The organism is Corynebacterium tardum (assembly GCF_046717785.1).
Lineage (GTDB): Bacteria > Actinomycetota > Actinomycetes > Mycobacteriales > Mycobacteriaceae > Corynebacterium.
In genome coordinates this window covers 1,629,878-1,646,209 of record NZ_CP177104.1, presented here as the reverse complement: position 1 = coordinate 1,646,209, position 16,332 = coordinate 1,629,878, and the positions used below count along the sequence as shown (strand labels likewise).

Here is a 16,332-nt window from a genome sequence, read left to right as displayed (position 1 = left end):
TTACTGATGGTTCAACCCTCACCGGACAAGATTGAGCGCTTGCGCCACGCCCTCGAAGAGTATGAATCGGGGAACGCGGGCGGCAGCCTCATCGATACCGAAGCAGAGGAAGCCAAGGCCGCGGTGCGCTCCCGCGCGCTGGGCCTGCTGGATCAGCGGGCCCGCTCCCGAAAGGAGCTGCACGACCGGCTCGTCGCAGCCGAGTTTGAACCCGACGTTGTCGAGGCGGTCCTCGATGACCTCGCGGGCGTGGGGCTTATCGACGATGAATCTTTCGCGCGCGAGTGGGTTCGCCAGCGCCACGTGCGGCGCGGTAAGTCCGCGCGGGCCCTCAACCTGGAGCTCAAAGAGAAGGGAGTTGCTGCCGAGGATCGCGCTGCGGCCCTGGAGCAAGTGACCGAGGATTCGGAAGAGACCATCGCGCGTCAGATCGCGGCGAAGAAGGCCCGGACGCTGAAGAAGGTCCCCGCGGACCGCCACGAGCGGGATAAGTTCCTGCGGCGCATCGTGGGCACCCTGGCGCACCGCGGCTACAACCAGGGCCTGACCATGCGGGTATCCATCGAGGCGCTCGATGCGCGCATAGCGGAGCTGTCCTAGGCAATCCCTGGGTCAAGCGCGCCTATCCAGGGCTGCTGACGCATTATGAGTAGCGGGAGTGGGCCGTTAAAATGACCCGACGTGAGCACCCCTGTAACTGAAAACCAGCCCCGCACCTACGAGGTGCGTACCTTCGGCTGCCAGATGAACGTGCACGATTCCGAGCGTATCTCCGGATTGCTCGAAGAAGCCGGCTACACCGCCGCCCCCGCAGACGTGGAGCCGGACCTCGTCGTCTTCAACACCTGCGCGGTGCGTGAGAACGCTGATAAGCGCCTCTACGGCACGCTCGGCGCGCTCAAGAAGACCAAGGAAAATCACCCGGGCATGCAGATCGCGGTGGGCGGATGCCTGGCGCAGAAGGACAAGGACACTGTCCTCGATCACGCGCCGTGGGTCGATGCCGTCTTCGGTACCCACAACATGGCCGCGCTGCCGACTTTGCTCGAGCGCGCCCGCCACAACGACGAGGCCCAGGTGGAGATCGTGGATGCTCTCGAGGCCTTCCCCTCTGTGCTGCCCGCCAAGCGCGAGTCCGCCTACGCTGGCTGGGTCTCGGTGTCCGTGGGCTGCAATAACACCTGCACGTTCTGTATTGTCCCGTCCCTGCGTGGCAAGGAGGAGGACCGCCGCCCGGGTGACATCCTGGCGGAGGTCCAGGCACTGGTGGACCAAGGCGTGACCGAGGTGACCCTGCTGGGCCAGAACGTCAACGCCTACGGAGTCAACTTCGCTGACCCCGACTTGCCGCGAGACCGCTTTGCCTTCTCCAAGCTCCTGCGTGAAGTAGGCAAGATCGAGGGACTTGAGCGCCTGCGCTTTACCTCCCCGCACCCGGCTGAGTTCACCTCTGACGTCATTGATGCGATGGCGGAAACCCCGTCGGTCTGCCCGCAGCTGCACATGCCGCTGCAGTCGGGCTCCGACAAGGTGCTCAAGGACATGCGCCGCTCCTACCGCACGAAGAAGTTCTTCGGCATCCTCGACGAGGTGCGCGAAAAGATGCCGCATGCGGCAATCACCACCGACATCATCGTGGGCTTCCCGGGGGAGACGGAGGAGGACTTCGAGGCCACCCTGGATGTGGTGCGCCGCGCCCGCTTCGCCTCCGCATTTACGTTCCAGTACTCGCCGCGCCCCGGCACTCCCGCGGCAGAGATGGACAACCAGATCCCCAAGGAAGTGGTGCAGGAACGCTTCGAGCGACTCGTCGCGCTGCAGGATTCCATCCAGGCTGAGGAAAACGCCAAGCTGGTCGGCACCGATGTTGAGCTGCTGGTGCAGGCTGAGGGCGGCCGCAAGAACGACGAGACGCACCGCATGTCCGGCCGTGCTCGCGACGGCCGCTTGGTGCACTTCGCGCCCGTCGATGCAGAGGGCAAGGACATCTCCGGAGACATCCGCCCCGGCGACGTCGTCCACACCACGGTGACGGATTCGGGTTCCTTCTTCCTCGTGGCTGATGCGGGCGTGACCGAGCATCGTCGCACCAAGGCCGGTGACATGTCCGCTGCCGGCCAGGTCCCCACCACCGCACCGATTGGCGTGGGCTTGGGCCTGCCGGGCGTCGGCAAGCCCAGCGCTCCTGCCGCGTCCGCTGACGCCTGCGGGTGCTAGGGGAGTAGGCTCCGAGAACATGAGTGAGGATATCCAGGCCGCCCAATCCGCCCATGATGCCGTAGTGGCCGAGCGCCGCGCGGCCCAGCGCATAGAGTTGGGCAACTTCCGCTACCTTCTGATCGCTTCCGTTGTCGCCTATGTGGCCTACCTGCTGTTGCCGTACGCGGGCGCAGCGCACGGCTGGGAAGCCCTCGCGCTGACGGAGACCTCCGAAGGCGTGCGAATTTCCATCATGGAGACCGTGAGCGCGTGGTTCGCGTTGCTCGGTGTGGGCGTGCTGACCACGGTCACTCTCCTCGTGCGGCGGACATCCTTGGCACTGGTTGCCTGGATGCTGGTGACCATCTCCTTCTTCATCAACCTGTGGGGCTTCTGGTTCCGCGGGAGCTCGGCCGACGGCGCGTCCATCGGGATGTATGTCGGCGCGCTGTCCACGTTGCTGGCGTTTGTGGCGTACTGCAACGTGGCCCTGCGCCGTAGCCCGGAGCAGCTTGCGGCCGCGGAGCGCGTGCGCGAGACCTCCGGCAAGCTCGATCACGTGGGACTGCTGCAGACCGAAGCCGCCACGGACCTGCCGGCGGAGCAGAACCCGCTGCTGGTCGACGACCGCCGCTCCCAAGCCGCCGCCCGCTACCGCCGGCAGCACGGCGCGGAATAAGCGTCCGCTACGCCGTGTTGTGGTGGGCATGGCATCACTATTTGACTCACTTGAACTGGGACGACTGACCCTGCCGAACCGCGTGACGATGGCACCGTTGACGCGTTCACGCGCCGGCCGCGACGGTGTCCCCACGGACTTGCACACGACGTACTACACGCAGCGCGCCTCCTTGGGACTCATCGTGACCGAGGGCGTCTTCCCAGCGGTGACAAGCCGCGCCTTCCCGGGCCAGACCGGTATTGAAACCGCGGAACAGGTCGCCGGCTGGCGCCGCGTGGCCGACTCCGTTCATGCGGCCGGCGGGCGCATCTTCATGCAGGTGATGAACGGCGGGCGCTTGTCCCACGCTAGCTTGCTTGAGGGAGAGCAGCCGGTGGCTCCGTCGGCGCTAGCCTCCGGCACGGCGGTGCGTGATTTCGAATCCCGCAAGGAGTGCCCGGTTCCCCGTGCCCTCGAGGCTGAGGAGCTGCCGCGCATCGTTGATGAGTTCCGCCAGGCGGCCCGCAACGCCGTCGACGCCGGCATGGACGGCGTGGAGATTCACGGCGCTAACGGCTACCTGCTGCACCAGTTCCTGTCCCCGAGCTCTAATCACCGCGAGGATGGCTACGGCGGATCTCCGGAGAACCGCTACCGCCTCGTGGAGGAGGTCGTGCGCGCAGCGGCCGAAGAGATCGGCGCGGACCGCGTAGCGCTGCGCCTGTCCCCGCAGAACAACATCCAGGGCATTGCGGAGACCGATGCCGCGGATGTGCTCGCCACTTACGGCGGCCTGCTCCGCGCCACCGCCGACCTTGGCCTGGCCTATGTGTCCTTCCTCAACGCGGAGCCTACCGGCGAGCTGATTTCTGAGCTGAGTGCTCACGCCCGCGCGAATGGGCGCACCCGGGTCATCCTTAACTCCGGCTTTGGCCAGATCACCCAGCGCGAGGAGGCCGAGCAATTGGTACAGCACGGCGACGCCGTGGCCGTGGGCCGGCTGGCCATCTCTAACCCGGATCTGGTCCGCCGCTGGCAGGAGGAGCTGCCGGTCACGGCCCCGGACGAGTCCACCTTCTACATGGGCGGGGAGCGCGGCTACACCGACTACCCGTCGTACACCGTCAGCTCGTAGGCGCTGCTTGCAGAAATAGCGTGGGCGCCAAGGCTCGCGTAGAGCGCGTTCATGGCGGGGTCGGCGTCCGCGACGGAGCAATATGCGCGGCGCACGTCCGGCCAGTGGTGGCCCACCGCGTGCTGGGCGTGCTGCTTGGCGCGGGTGGCGAGCCCCCGTCGGCGGTGTGCGCGGTCGGTGACGGTGAGTGTCCACTCGCAGACTTCCGGATCGGCGTCGCTGTGGCAAGATAGCTCCGTGAGCGACACCACGCGGCCGCCCTCAATGATGGCGACGAGCAACGTGTGAGCATGACGGGAGCGCAGGCGGGCGTGCGCCTCGCGGAGGCGCTGCCGGGTCCACACGATGGGCTCCACGCTGAGGTCACCGAAAACGGCATCCGTGGAGGCCAAGGTCAAGAGCCGTAGGACATCGTCCAGGAATTCCTCCGGAATGTCGTAGTCGGGCCACACCTGTGCGCCGAGGATCGGGGGAGTATCGGTGATGTCCACGTACATCTGGTGCTCGGAGTGCTTGCGGGTAAACCCCAGCTCTGTGTAGGCCTGCGACATGGGGTCGTAGTGAAAGTCCGCGTCTGGCGGGTAGAGCATTCCTACCTGGACGGTGCGGCGGCCGAGCTCGCGCGCCAGCCGCAGGGCTTCGCGGGCCAGCGCCCGCGTGACCGCAAGGGCCTCCGGGGCTAGCTCCTCCCCGGGCAGCGGCAACAAATCAGCGGCGAGAACGCATTCGACGTCTGCGTTGTCCGTCTCCTCCAACAGCGGGAGGGAGATGTGGATGAAGCCATCGAAGTCGATCTCGGGGCTGGGCTCCGCCGCGGAAATGACGGGGAGGCCTAGTTCTCCGGCCTTACCGAGAGCGGAATCCGTCAGCCCGAAGAGCAGCGTGCGGGACTCGGTTGAGCCTTGCAGGCGCTGGAGGACGCGGCGCGGCGAGCTGCTGGCCGCTGGATCACCGCTGGCCTCCTGGGCGGCCAGGTTGGCGTCGAAGACGAAACTGCGCAGGCAATCCGCTGGTTCGGCGGTGGCCGCAGCGGCGGGCGACGGCGCGACTATCTGGACGAACACCTACTTGTCGTTGACAGCGGCTGCGGCGGCGTCCGCGAATTCCTGCCACTGCGCTGCCTGGGCGCGTAGGTCTTCGGCCTTCTTGGCGTTGCCCTTGGCCTCGGCCGCCTCGGCCTGAGCGTTAAAGTCATCCACCTTGGCCTGGAACTGGGCCACGCGGGCCTGCGCCTCCGGGTCGGTGCGGCGCCACTCAGAGTCTTCGGCGTCGCTCACGCGCTTTTCCAGCGCGGAAATCTTAGCCTCATACTCGCGGACCTGGTTGCGCGGGACGAATCCGATCTCCTCCCACTTCTCCTGCAGCTCACGGAGCTTGGCCTTGGCCATGTCGATGGACGTGGAGGGATCAATCTGGGAATCGTATTCCGCGATGAGAGCATCCTTCGCCGCGGCGTTGTTCGCGTACTGCTTGTCGCGCTCATCGTTGACAGCGTTGCGGGCGTTAAAGAAGTGATCCTGGGCAGCGCGGAACTTGGCCCACAGCTTGTCATCCACCTCGCGCGGCGCGCGGCCAGCAGCCTTCCACTCCGTCATGAGGTCGCGGTAGGCGCGGGCGGTCTCGCCCCACTCGGTGGACTCCTTGAGGGCCTCGGCGCGCTCCACCAGCTCTTCCTTCTTGGCGCGCGCGGCGGCGCGGTTACGGTCCAGCTCAGCAAAGTGAGAGCCGCGGCGGCGGTTGAAGGAATCACGGGCGCGGGAGTAGCGCTTCCATAGCGCGTCATCCGTCTTGCGGTCGATGCCGCGGATCTGCTTCCACTCCTCCAGGATGGCACGGATGCGATCGCCCGCGGCCTTCCACTCGGTGGAGTTGGCGGCAATCTCCTCCGCCTCGGCAGCCAGCTTTTCCTTCTTGGCAATAGCTTCCTCGCGGTGGCGGGCCTTGTCCGCCTGGGCCTGCTGGCCGGCTTCGACGGAGTGCTCGATGACGGCGGCCAGGCGGGTGTCGAGCGCTGCAATATCGCCAATCACTGCCTGGGTGGGCAGTGATTCACGCAGCTCCTGCGCGGTGGACTTGATGGACTCGGCCTCGCCCGGGTGTGCGGTGAGGCGAGATTCCAGCAGGGCGATCTCAGTGGAGAGGTCGTCGTAGCGAGCGCCGTAGTGCGCCAGGCCTTCCTCTGGGGTGCCGGCTTGCCACTCACCAATCTTGCGCTCGCCCTCCGGGCCGGTCACGAACACGGAACCGTCCGCGTCAACGCGGCCCCACTTGGCGGGGTCATTCTTCGGGGTCGTAGCGGGGCGTGCGGCCGGAGCGGCAGGCTTCGGGCCGGGACGGGCGCCCTTGCGGGGCATTGCTCCAGGAGTAGGGATGGGAGACATAGGAGGAAACCACCTTCAGTACACTCGCGCCGCGCGACACGGCTGCCAAAACTTATGCCACCTAACACTACCGTTTCCACCGCTTGGTCGCGTGCTAACCACCCAAATGCGACCTATAGGATGGGAATCGATGCTGAATCTTGTAATCATGCCCGCCTCCCCGGCGCTGGCGGAAGAACTCTCACCCAACGACGACGCCTCGCGGGCCCTCCTTGCTGCAGTCCGCGAGCTGATACGGGATTTCGCGCGCGCCCAGGCTGCCCCGGTGAGCGTGGATATCGTGGGCTCGCAGGCCCAGCGCTGGTACACCGCGCACACCGGGAGCCTGCGCGCGTGGGGCGCGCCGCAGGTCGAGGTAGGCGGCGGCAACTATCTGCCGGAGCTCATGGCCCGCTATGCGCTCAGCCGCGAGCTGGGAGCGGATGGCTTTCGGGTGGCGGATTCCCGGGCCGATATCGCTCAGGTGCACCCAGAACGGCTGACCATTGTCTGCGTCGACGGCAGCGCGGGCCTGACCCAGCGCGCGCCGTTGGCCCTAGTGCATCGTGCCCAGGACGCCCACCTGTGGTGCGAGGGTCTCGTTTCGGGGGCTGCCGGGGGACAGGAACACTGCGACGAGGAGTTCCTGCGCTCCGCCGGGGTAGTAGAGACCGAGCTGTGGGCTCAGCTGGCTCGAGTGCACCCGCATCACGGGGAGCTGCGGGCGGCGGACTCCACGCTGGGGGTCGGCCGCTACGTTGCTGGGTGGGCGGTGTCATGAGCACTCCCGTTGCACCGACAGCTCCCATCGCTGTTGTAGGACCCACCGCGTCAGGAAAGTCCGCACTCGGCGTGGCGCTTGCGCACGAGCTGGACGGGGAGGTAGTCAACGTCGATTCCATGCAGCTCTACCGCGGCATGGACATCGGCACGGCCAAGCTCACCGTGGCCGAGCGCGAGGGCGTGCCACATCACCAGCTGGACGTGTGGGACGTGACCGAGACCGCCTCGGTGGCGCGCTATCAAGCCGCCGCCATCGCGGACGTGGAGGACATCCTGGCGCGTGGCAAGACCCCCATCCTGGTCGGTGGTTCCATGCTCTACGTGCAATCCTTGGTGGACAACTGGCAGTTCCCGCCCACGGATCCACAGGTGCGAGCGCGCTACGAGGCGCGCCGGCAGGAGATTGGCACGGATGCCCTGCATGCGGAGCTGGCGAGCATCGACCCCGCCGCCGCGGACATCATCGAGGACAAGGACCCGCGTCGCACGGTGCGAGCCCTGGAGGTCATCGAGCTGACCGGACGGTCCTACAAGGCGAGCCAGCCGCCCAAGGATGCCCCGCCGCGCTGGGGAACGCGCATCCTGGGGCTGCGCACCCAGGCAGAATGGCTCAACCCACGCATCGAGCTGCGCAGCCGCCGTATGTTTGACCAGGGTCTGGTGGAGGAGGTCGAACGCCTGCAGGCCCAGGGCCTTGTCGCAGACTCCACCGCCGGGCGCGCGATTGGCTATGCGCAGGTACTGCAAGCCCAGCGCGGGGAGTTGACGTGGGAGGAGGCCGTGGAGCGCACGATCACGGGAACGCGGCGCTACGTGCGCCGTCAGCGCGCGTGGTTCAACCGCGACAAGCGCATTGTTTGGCTCGACGCCGCCGGGGATACCCTCGGGCAGGCGCGCCGCGTTCTCGCCACCGACGTAGACTAGCGCCTATGAAATTTGCCAAGGGACACGGAACTGAAAATGACTTCGTCATCGTCGAGGGCACGCAGCCGCTGCCGCCAGGGCAAGTAGTCGCGCTGTGTGATCGCCGCGCCGGGCTGGGGGCTGACGGCGTCCTCCGCGTCATCCGCGCCGCAGAGCTAGTGAAGGCGGGGGAGATTGACGCGCTCGCGCCGGGTATTGATCCAGAGGACTGGTTCATGGACTACCGCAACGCCGATGGCTCCGTGGCGGAGATGTGCGGCAACGGCACGCGCGTCTTTGCCCACTGGGTACGCTCCCGCGGGCTGGTGGATACAGATACCTTCACGGTGGGCACCCGCGCCGGGGCAAAGCAGGTGACAGTGCACTCCTGTAGCGACACCGATGCGGTGGTGAGCGTGGAGATGGGCCCGGCCACCGTGCTGGGTGTGTCCACCGCGTCGATGGCCGGGGAGAGCTTCGCCGGCCTGGGCGTCGATATGGGCAACCCCCACCTGGCAGCGGTCATCCCGGGCCTCAGCCCCCAGGCGCTGGCGGAGCGCACGCTGGAGCAGCCAGTCTTCGATACGGAGTTTTTCCCCGCGGGCGTCAACGTGGAGCTGGTGACCCCGTTGGAGGACGGAGTGGCGCACATGCGCGTCTTCGAGCGCGGCGTGGGGGAGACTCGTTCCTGCGGCACGGGAACGGTGGCTGCGGCACGCGCCGCGCTTGCCGACGCCTCCCGGGGCACCGGCACAGTCCGCATCATCGTCCCCGGCGGCGAGGTGACCGTTGAGATTAGCGATGACGGCTCGACGCTGACCGGCCCCTCGCGCATCGTGGCCAGCGGCGAGGCCTACTTGTAGTCTGTCCCCAGGCTGAGCGCGGCACAGCGTGCCGCGAGCCAGGCTTCCTTGAGTTCGGCGGCGCGTTCGTCGGCGACCTTGAGGAGCGATTCCAACTCGCTCGTTTCCACGTCCGCGGCGTTGACGCGGGCGTTGAGCCGGCGCAGGAAGCGTTGGGCCCCGTGCATCTCGTAGTGGAAGGCCTGGATGGTGGGGTGGGCACAGTCAACGTCGGCAAGCGCGGGGCGGTGCAGCGTGCGGTCCGCCAAGGACTCCGCGTCGTCGCTCGTGGCAAACGTGGCGTAATCCTGCAGCACGCCGGTGATGTCTTCCACAGTCAGCGCGATGGACGCGCGCAGTGCCGCGTGCTCGGACGCGTTGGGGCGCGCGCTCGCAAAAAGCCACATGGCGCCGGCCACGAGCACCGCCAGCACCGCCCCTGGCAGCTTCAGCGTCACGATCAGCACCGCAGCGGTGGCCACGGCGAGAAACACGGCAAGCTGCCGGCGCTGAGATGCGGAGAAACTCATGGATTCCACCCTACGATATGCCTAGTGGCCGCCGCAGCCGCAGCCTCCGGAGCCGCAACCGCAGCCGCCGCCGGTAGGCAGCGCGATGGAGGCAGTGAGCATGGCCGTACCGGCGAGCACCGAGTCCTTCTCCGGGAGCTGACCGAAGGACTCCGGCAGGCACAGATCGAAGGGGAAGGCGCCGTCCATGACCATGTGCATGAAGCGCTGGCCGGTGAGCTGGTTGTGGCGCCACTCGGACTCCATGACGCGGGCAGCAAAGCTGCAGCCCGGCGTCGGCGCGGCAGCCCCGGAGCCGGAGGCAACAATGGCGGCTCCCTCGGACTCGAAGGTGGCCGGGTACTCGCCGTGCTGCGCCTCGTAGGCGTCGGAGTTGTCGTAGCGGGAAACGTCGAGCCCCATCGCCGTGAGCTCGACCTGCTGCCACTGCTGGGTATCTTCCTCCACCAACAACGGACCCTGCGCCAGGTTGGCGGTGGCCTGCGTGATGACGGTGCCGAACGGGTCGATGATGTCGAGGTAGGCCAGCACATCATTGATCATCGACACGTGCGCAAAGCCCTGGGTCACGGACTCGAAGCCGATGAAGGTGGCGAAAGGTTCTACCGCCAGGATGTTGAGCTGGGCGCCCGAGGCGTCAGTGAACTGGATGAGCTGACCGCCGCGGACCTCGCCGGTCACCGCCAACTGATTGGTGGAAATGGCGGCCTCGACGGCGTCCTGCCAGCGCTCGTAATTCAGGCCGATAGCCTGCATCTCGGGGTGGGTCGTTTCTTTCACGCTCATAGCCACTATTGTATCCGGCACCCGCCCCAGCCAAAAATGACTAAGTACGGCCCAAGCCGTAGAAACTTGATTCCCGTTCTTGCAGGCAGTCGTGCAAGAATGGGGAGCAGTATGACAGATAAGACACATGAAGAACTCCTCGCGCAGGCCTTCGGGGAGCCCGCGCCCGCACCGGCCGAGCCGACTACCGGTGACCTGGACCTAGCGGAGCGCAACGCCTTCCGCCGCGTGACCCGGGAAACCACCATCCGCTCCGAGGACACCACCGATGGCTACGAGGTGGAGTACCGCAAGCTGCGCCTGGAGCAGGTGGTGCTCGTCGGCGTGTGGACCGAGGGAACCGTGGCCGAGGTAGAAGCCACCATGGCGGAGCTGGCGGCGCTGACGGAAACCGCCGGCGCGGAGGTCGTTGAGGCCATCTACCAGAAGCGCGAGAAGCCGGATTCCGGCACCTACATCGGCTCCGGCAAGGTCAAGGAGCTGCGAGACATTGTGGAGGCCACCGGCGCCGACACCGTCGTGTGCGATGGTGAGCTCAACCCCGGCCAGCTCACCGCGCTTGAGCGCGCGCTTAACACCAAGGTCATTGACCGCACCATGCTCATCTTGGACATCTTTGCCCAGCACGCGAAGTCCAAAGAGGGCAAGGCGCAGGTCTCGCTGGCGCAGCTGGAGTACCTCTACACACATACCCGTGGCTGGGGTGGCAACCTCTCGCGCCAGGCGGGTGGCCGCGCCGGCTCCAACGGCGGTGTGGGCCTGCGTGGTCCCGGTGAGACCAAGATCGAGACCGACCGTCGCCGCATCCGCACGCAGATGGCGCTGCTGCGCAAGGAGCTGCGGGCGATGAAGACGGCGCGTGAGGTTAAGCGCTCGAAGCGGCAGCGCTCCACCGTGTCCCAGATCGCCATCGCCGGCTACACCAACGCCGGCAAGTCCTCCCTGATTAACGCGATGACGGGCGCGGGCGTGCTGGTGGAAGACGCCCTGTTCGCCACGCTGGATCCGACCACGCGCCGCGCCGAGCTTGCCGATGGCCGCCAAGTCGTCTTCACCGACACCGTCGGCTTCGTGCGCCACCTGCCCACACAGCTGGTGGAGGCCTTCAAGTCCACCCTCGAAGAGGTGCTGGCTGCGGATATCATGCTGCACGTGGTCGACGGCTCCGACCCGTTCCCGCTCAAGCAGATCGAGGCGGTGAACCAGGTCATCTATGACATCGTGAAAGACACCGGTGAGGAAGCCCCGCCGGAGATCATCGTCATCAACAAGATCGATGAGGCCGATCCTCTCGTCCTGGCGGAGCTGCGTCACGTCCTCGACCGCGACAACGTGGTCTATGTGTCCGCGAAAACCGGCGAGGGAGTAGACGAGCTCACCGCCCGGGTGGAGCTCTTCCTCAATTCTCGTGACGAGCACGTGCAGCTGCTTATTCCGTTTACCCGCGGCGACGTTGTGGCACGCCTCCACGCGGAAGGCACCGTGCGCAGCGAGGAGTACTCCGGGGAAGGCACGCTTGTCGACGTCCGCCTGCCCGCCTCCGTCGCCGCCGAGCTCGCCGAGTTCCGCGTGGCGGATTCCGCTTAGGATTCGGGGCGCTGGTGGGCCATAATTAAGGCTCGTGAGTATTTTTGCCTGGGACGTCCATGGGGACGGAAAAACTATTAAGCCGGGTGCCGTCGTTGCGCCCGAAGAACGATTGAGCTGGGGCCGCACCATTGGCATCGGCATGCAGCACGTCGTGGCCATGTTCGGCGCGACGCTGCTGGTGCCCACCCTGACCGGTTTCCCGGTCAACACCACGCTGCTCTTCTCCGGTCTGGGAACCATGCTGTTCCTCACGATCACGCGCAACCGCTTGCCCTCCTATCTGGGCTCCTCCTTTGCGTTTATTGCGCCGCTGACCGCCTCGCAGCAGTACGGTATCGGCGCGCAGGCCGGCTCGGTCCTGGTGACGGGTCTGGTCCTCGTGCTCATCGGACTCGGAGTCAAGGCTGCGGGTAGGAAAGTCCTCGACGCGGTCATGCCGCCGGCGGTCACCGGCGCCATCGTGGCGCTCATCGGCCTGAACCTAGCGCCCAATGCGGCCTCCAACTTCTCCAGCCAGCCGCTGGTTGCCACCGTCACCTTGGCGGCCATCATCCTGGCCACCGTGGCGGGACGCGGCATGGTCTCGCGACTATCCATCCTCATCGGCGTGGTCGTGGGCTGGGCATTTGCCGCTGCCACGGGCAACCTGGGGGAGGGCGCGGTGGAATCCATCCGCGAGGCCGCCTGGATCGGCTTCCCGCAGTTCCACGCACCCGAATTCCACATCTCCGCTATTCTGGCGGCGCTGCCGGTGCTCGTCGTCCTTATTGCGGAAAACGTCGGCCACGTCAAGGCCGTCTCCGAGATGACCAAGCGCAACCTCGATGACCTGGCCGGCGACGCCCTTATTGCCGACGGCCTGGCCACCTCCCTGGCTGGCGGCTTCGGCGGCTCTGGTACCACGACCTACGCGGAGAACATCGGCGTTATGGCCGCCACTCGCGTCTACTCCACGGCCGCGTACTGGGTGGCCGCTATCACCGCCATTGCGCTGGCCTTCATCCCGAAGTTCGGCGCGCTCATCTTCACCATCCCCACCGGCGTCCTGGGTGGCGCCTGCCTGGTGCTCTACGGCCTTATCGGCATGCTCGGCGTGCGCATCTGGATGGATAACAAGGTCAACTTCAACAACCCGGTGAACCTCACCGCGGCGGCGGTGGCGCTTATTGCTGGCATTGGCAACCTCACCCTGGACGTCTTCGGCGTGACCCTGGAGGGCATCGCCTGGGGCTCGGTGGGCATCATCGTCCTCTACCCGGTGATGAAGAAGCTCTACGAGACCGTCGGTGAGGGCCACGGCGCGAAGTACTAGCGCTCTCGCCGCATAAGTGTTGCGAGAGCGGGGCATAGTGGCGGGGGATAAGGGACCGGAGTAAAGACACCATCTGGAGCAGCAGTGAGCTAAAACCCCAGGTGGCTGCGTGCAGAATCCTGCATAAGGTGTCTTTACTCTGGTCCCTTCTCGTACCTCACCGCTTCTTAATCACCGAAACCACGGTGCGGCATAAGCCCTGCGACGAATTCGTCGTTTACCCACACATCATCACTTCCGGGCCGCGCCTGAACGTAGTCACGCAGCTCCTCAACCGTGTGCAAGTAGACCTCGTCATCGGTGTGAGTTGGCCACGTAATAGCTTCGGGATTAGTGAAATCAGCTTTTCCAATCGGATAGTCTCCCGCGAGCTGATCCGCCCAAAGCACTGAAGCTATACCGTGATAGAGGGTTTCAGTACTGACGTCACGGCGGAAGCGGGCCTGTGCCCCCACTATTTCGTAACCCATGAACGCTAGGCCTTGTTCGCAGTCAGTCTCTATGGCCAGGACGGTATCGATAGCCAATGTGTGCCTTATGAGCGCGACAACGGTGAACTTCGGTTCCTTCCACTCTCCTTCGTGCGGGTAGCGATTCTCGGAGGCAGTAAAACTGTCCAAGCGAGGTGTTAGGGCTTGCTCAATCTGTGCGAGATCTAGGTCTTCGATACCTAGGTCTTTAGGAGTTGTGGGCCGTTGCGTCATGGAATAACGCTAACAAAGCGGCAAACGAAAAAGCTCCCGCCTCCCTCACTCAAGAGGGAAGCGGGAGCGTGCGCCTGAAGCGGCGGGACGCTATCTAGGAAGCGTCGAGGTCCTGCTCAATCAAGCCGGCAATCTTCTCAACTGCAGCCTCGTTGTCAGAGGTGACGGTGACCTCATCGCCCTGCTCGGCGCCCAGTGCCATGATCATCAGGGAGGAGGCAGCATCGGTCTCGTCCTCGTCCTCGTCGCCGACGAGGGTCAGGAAGATGTCCTCATCGAACTCGGCGGCAGCATCAGCGATGATGGAGGCCGGACGTGCGTGCAGCCCGACGGAGGAACCAACCTTGACGGTCTTAGAAGCCATGATGATAGTCCTTTCGGCTTAAAGATTTTTTCGTGATTACAATTGTACGCCCGTTATGGGTTACGCTGCAGCCTTGGCCTTTTCTGCCTGCGCAGCGGCTTGCTCCGCAGTCTTGTTAGGCCAGAACTGCTTCATTGCGATGACCGCGAGGGCGGCCACCACAACGCCGGCCAGGATGGCCACGAAGTAGGCCCATGCCGGCTCGATGGCGAAGATGACGAAGATGCCGCCGTGCGGGGCACGGGACATAACGCCTAGGGCCATCGACAGTGCGCCGGTGACCGCGCCACCCAGCATCATGGAAGGAATAACGCGCAGCGGGTCGGCAGCGGCGAACGGGATTGCGCCCTCGGAAACGAAGGACAGGCCCAGCAGCCATGCAGACTTGCCGTTCTCCTGCTCAGCCGGGGTGAACAGGTTCTTGCGCAGGAAGGTAGCGATGGACAGCGCAATCGGGGCAACCATACCGGAGGCCATGACGGCTGCCATGATCTTCATGGAAGCCTCGTCACCAGTGGACAGGCCAGCGGTGGCGAAGAGGTAGGCCGCCTTGTTCACCGGGCCGCCCAGATCGGAGCACATCATGAGGCCAAGGATGATACCGAGCAGGACTGCAGAGGAACCGGACATGGAGGACAGCCAGTTCTGCAAGCCCTCCATGATGGCGGCCAGCGGTGCGCCCAGCAGCAGGTACATGAGCAGGCCGGTGATCATCGTGGCGAGCAGCGGGATGATAACGACAGGCATGAGGGAACCGATCCAGCGCGGGACCTTCCACTTGCCAATCCACATAGCGACCAGGCCGGCGATGAGGCCGGTGACCAGACCGCCGATGAAGCCAGCGCCCAGAGTGACGGCGATGGCGCCGCCAGCGAAGCCCGGTGCAATACCCGGGCGGCCCGCGAAGGCGAAGGCGATGTAGCCGGACAGGGCAGCCACGATGAAGCCCATCGCAGCCTGACCGGTGGCGAAGAGGACCGCACCGAGGTAAAGGCCGAGGCCAGAGTGCTTGAAGGTCGTGGTCACGCCGTCGACCACCACGTCGTGGCCCGGCAGGTTAGTCAGCGAGTAGTCCGTGGTGATGGCCTGCCAGCCGTTGGCCACGTCGTAGCCGCCCAGCAGGAAGCCCAGGGCCAGCAGGAGGCCGCCGGCGGCGACGAACGGCACCATGTAGGACACACCGGTCATGATGGCCTGCTGGATGCGCTTGCCCCAGCCCAGGCCCTCGCCTTCTTCCTTCGCAGTGGAGGAGGACGCGCCGGCGGTGCCGGAGACCTTGTGTGCGTTCGGGTTCTTGGAGGCGGCGATGGCCTCGTCGATCATCACGCCCGGCTCGTTGATGGCGCGCTTAACACCGGACTCGATGACCGGCTTGCCCGCAAAGCGCTCGCGGTCGCGGACTCCGACGTCGGTGGCGAAAATGACGGCGTCGGCAGCCGCGATGGTCTCCGGTGAGACCGAGGTGTTGTTCGACGAGCCCTGGGTCTCCACGGTGAGGTCGACGTCGTTGCGCTCCTCAGCGGTCTGCGTCAACGCGTCGGCAGCCATGTAGGTGTGTGCGATACCCGTCGGGCAGGCCGTAACGGCCACGATGCGCGTCTTGTTGGTCTTGTTGCTGGACTCGCTGGCAGCGCTCGCCGGTGCAGCGGCGGCGCCAGCGGGCGCAGCGGCAGCGGCCGGAGCCTTCTTCGGCTTCTCCGCGTTGACCACGCCGAGGACCAGCTTCACAATCTCTTCCTTGGTCTGCGCGTTGCGCAGAGCCTCGAGGAAGTCCTTCTTCACCAGCGCGCGGGCCAGCTTGGACAGGATCTTGAGGTGGGCCTTGCCGCCGCCCTCGGGGGCTGCGATGAGGAAGACCAAGTATGCGTCGCCGTCGGGGCCGGAGAAGTCTACGCCCCGAGACAGACGAGCAAAGGCCAACGTCGGCTCCGTGACTGCGGCAGAACGGCAGTGCGGGATAGCCACTCCGCCAGGAACGCCGGTGCCGGCCTTGGCCTCGCGGGCAATGGCCGGTGCTGCGAGCTCGTCAACGGAGGTGGCGCGGCCGGTGTCGTGGACCAGCGTGGCCAGGTTGGTGATGACTGATTCAATACTGTTACCGAAATCGGCGTCGAGCGCCACGAGATCGGTGGTAATGAGATCGGATGCCATGGTGTTGGGCAC

16 protein-coding genes are annotated in these 16,332 nt (G+C 65.7%); 9 read left to right on the top strand and 7 right to left on the bottom strand.

From position 1 onward, the window contains the following. The first annotated feature begins 6 nt into the window (after positions 1–6). The 4 genes from recX (at position 7) to ACLI1P_RS07900 (ending at position 3,995) form a co-directional block, all read left to right on the top strand. A complete protein-coding gene (gene recX, locus ACLI1P_RS07915) occupies positions 7–600 on the top strand; it encodes a recombination regulator RecX (protein WP_411708502.1) in 594 nt (197 codons plus the stop codon). 81 nt (positions 601–681) lie between these two features. After that, positions 682–2,217, top strand: a complete 1,536-nt coding sequence (gene miaB / locus ACLI1P_RS07910) for a tRNA (N6-isopentenyl adenosine(37)-C2)-methylthiotransferase MiaB (RefSeq protein ID WP_411708501.1) — start codon at positions 682–684, stop codon at positions 2,215–2,217. 19 nt (positions 2,218–2,236) lie between these two features. After that, positions 2,237–2,878, top strand: a complete 642-nt coding sequence (locus ACLI1P_RS07905) for a hypothetical protein (RefSeq protein WP_306506814.1) — start codon at positions 2,237–2,239, stop codon at positions 2,876–2,878. A 28-nt stretch (positions 2,879–2,906) separates the two neighbouring features. Beyond that, positions 2,907–3,995 carry an alkene reductase gene (locus ACLI1P_RS07900; RefSeq protein WP_411708500.1) on the top strand — a complete coding sequence of 363 codons (1,089 nt, stop codon included), beginning with the start codon at positions 2,907–2,909 and terminating at the stop codon, positions 3,993–3,995. Here the strand turns inward: ACLI1P_RS07900 and ACLI1P_RS07895 are convergent. Next, positions 3,968–5,059 (bottom strand): GNAT family N-acetyltransferase, encoded by a 1,092-nt coding sequence (locus tag ACLI1P_RS07895; RefSeq protein ID WP_411708499.1) that lies wholly within the window; start codon positions 5,057–5,059, stop codon positions 3,968–3,970. The two genes, ACLI1P_RS07900 and ACLI1P_RS07895, sit on opposite strands and share 28 nt — an antisense overlap. Then, positions 5,060–6,376, bottom strand: a complete 1,317-nt coding sequence (locus ACLI1P_RS07890) for a DUF349 domain-containing protein (protein ID WP_411708498.1) — start codon at positions 6,374–6,376, stop codon at positions 5,060–5,062. A gap of 130 nt (positions 6,377–6,506) precedes the next feature. Here ACLI1P_RS07890 and ACLI1P_RS07885 point away from each other — a divergent pair, with 130 nt between their 5' ends. From ACLI1P_RS07885 to dapF, 3 genes are read left to right on the top strand one after another with little or no spacing between them, the layout of a single operon-like run. Next, positions 6,507–7,136: a hypothetical protein gene (locus tag ACLI1P_RS07885; protein WP_411708497.1), complete on the top strand. Its 630-nt coding sequence runs from the start codon at positions 6,507–6,509 to the stop codon at positions 7,134–7,136. Continuing rightward, a complete protein-coding gene (miaA, locus tag ACLI1P_RS07880; RefSeq protein WP_411708496.1) occupies positions 7,133–8,062 on the top strand; it encodes a tRNA (adenosine(37)-N6)-dimethylallyltransferase MiaA in 930 nt (309 codons plus the stop codon). Before ACLI1P_RS07885 ends, miaA begins: the two co-directional genes overlap by 4 nt. A gap of 5 nt (positions 8,063–8,067) precedes the next feature. Next, positions 8,068–8,904, top strand: coding sequence for a diaminopimelate epimerase (gene dapF, locus ACLI1P_RS07875; protein WP_411708495.1), 837 nt, complete (start codon positions 8,068–8,070; stop codon positions 8,902–8,904). Here dapF and ACLI1P_RS07870 read toward each other — a convergent pair. Together ACLI1P_RS07870 and ACLI1P_RS07865 are read right to left on the bottom strand one after the other, a co-directional pair. Then, positions 8,895–9,413 (bottom strand): hypothetical protein, encoded by a 519-nt coding sequence (locus tag ACLI1P_RS07870; protein ID WP_306506821.1) that lies wholly within the window; start codon positions 9,411–9,413, stop codon positions 8,895–8,897. The genes dapF and ACLI1P_RS07870 overlap by 10 nt on opposite strands. 21 nt (positions 9,414–9,434) lie before the next feature. Further along, positions 9,435–10,199 (bottom strand): hypothetical protein, encoded by a 765-nt coding sequence (locus tag ACLI1P_RS07865; RefSeq protein WP_306506822.1) that lies wholly within the window; start codon positions 10,197–10,199, stop codon positions 9,435–9,437. Between the two features lie 111 nt (positions 10,200–10,310). Between ACLI1P_RS07865 and hflX the strand changes: the two genes are divergently transcribed. Then, a complete protein-coding gene (gene hflX, locus ACLI1P_RS07860) occupies positions 10,311–11,786 on the top strand; it encodes a GTPase HflX (protein ID WP_306506823.1) in 1,476 nt (491 codons plus the stop codon). 34 nt (positions 11,787–11,820) lie between these two features. Continuing rightward, positions 11,821–13,101, top strand: a complete 1,281-nt coding sequence (locus tag ACLI1P_RS07855; protein WP_306506824.1) for a uracil-xanthine permease family protein — start codon at positions 11,821–11,823, stop codon at positions 13,099–13,101. Positions 13,102–13,268: 167 nt separating this feature from the next. Here ACLI1P_RS07855 and ACLI1P_RS07850 read toward each other — a convergent pair whose 3' ends face one another. The 3 genes from ACLI1P_RS07850 to ACLI1P_RS07840 all read right to left on the bottom strand — a co-directional run bounded on the left by ACLI1P_RS07850 (position 13,269) and on the right by ACLI1P_RS07840 (position 16,320). After that, complete coding sequence (locus ACLI1P_RS07850) at positions 13,269–13,805, bottom strand: hypothetical protein (RefSeq protein ID WP_296130906.1); 537 nt, start codon at positions 13,803–13,805, stop codon at positions 13,269–13,271. 94 nt (positions 13,806–13,899) lie between these two features. Continuing rightward, complete coding sequence (locus ACLI1P_RS07845; RefSeq protein ID WP_296130910.1) at positions 13,900–14,169, bottom strand: HPr family phosphocarrier protein; 270 nt, start codon at positions 14,167–14,169, stop codon at positions 13,900–13,902. Between the two features lie 60 nt (positions 14,170–14,229). Beyond that, complete coding sequence (locus ACLI1P_RS07840; protein ID WP_411708494.1) at positions 14,230–16,320, bottom strand: fructose-specific PTS transporter subunit EIIC; 2,091 nt, start codon at positions 16,318–16,320, stop codon at positions 14,230–14,232. Positions 16,321–16,332: the final 12 nt, after the last annotated feature.

What these genes read in the sequence shown, in the direction of transcription:
- ACLI1P_RS07840 (WP_411708494.1), bottom strand. Translation starts at nt 16,320, where the DNA reads ATGGCATCCGATCTCATTACCACCGATCTCGTGGCGCTCGACGCCGAT.
- dapF (WP_411708495.1), top strand. Translation starts at nt 8,068, where the DNA reads ATGAAATTTGCCAAGGGACACGGAACTGAAAATGACTTCGTCATCGTC.
- ACLI1P_RS07885 (WP_411708497.1), top strand. Translation starts at nt 6,507, where the DNA reads ATGCTGAATCTTGTAATCATGCCCGCCTCCCCGGCGCTGGCGGAAGAA.
- miaA (WP_411708496.1), top strand. Translation starts at nt 7,133, where the DNA reads ATGAGCACTCCCGTTGCACCGACAGCTCCCATCGCTGTTGTAGGACCC.
- ACLI1P_RS07900 (WP_411708500.1), top strand. Translation starts at nt 2,907, where the DNA reads ATGGCATCACTATTTGACTCACTTGAACTGGGACGACTGACCCTGCCG.
- ACLI1P_RS07845 (WP_296130910.1), bottom strand. Translation starts at nt 14,169, where the DNA reads ATGGCTTCTAAGACCGTCAAGGTTGGTTCCTCCGTCGGGCTGCACGCA.
- ACLI1P_RS07865 (WP_306506822.1), bottom strand. Translation starts at nt 10,199, where the DNA reads ATGAGCGTGAAAGAAACGACCCACCCCGAGATGCAGGCTATCGGCCTG.
- ACLI1P_RS07850 (WP_296130906.1), bottom strand. Translation starts at nt 13,805, where the DNA reads ATGACGCAACGGCCCACAACTCCTAAAGACCTAGGTATCGAAGACCTA.
- recX (WP_411708502.1), top strand. Translation starts at nt 7, where the DNA reads ATGGTTCAACCCTCACCGGACAAGATTGAGCGCTTGCGCCACGCCCTC.
- ACLI1P_RS07890 (WP_411708498.1), bottom strand. Translation starts at nt 6,376, where the DNA reads ATGTCTCCCATCCCTACTCCTGGAGCAATGCCCCGCAAGGGCGCCCGT.
- ACLI1P_RS07870 (WP_306506821.1), bottom strand. Translation starts at nt 9,413, where the DNA reads ATGAGTTTCTCCGCATCTCAGCGCCGGCAGCTTGCCGTGTTTCTCGCC.
- hflX (WP_306506823.1), top strand. Translation starts at nt 10,311, where the DNA reads ATGACAGATAAGACACATGAAGAACTCCTCGCGCAGGCCTTCGGGGAG.
- ACLI1P_RS07905 (WP_306506814.1), top strand. Translation starts at nt 2,237, where the DNA reads ATGAGTGAGGATATCCAGGCCGCCCAATCCGCCCATGATGCCGTAGTG.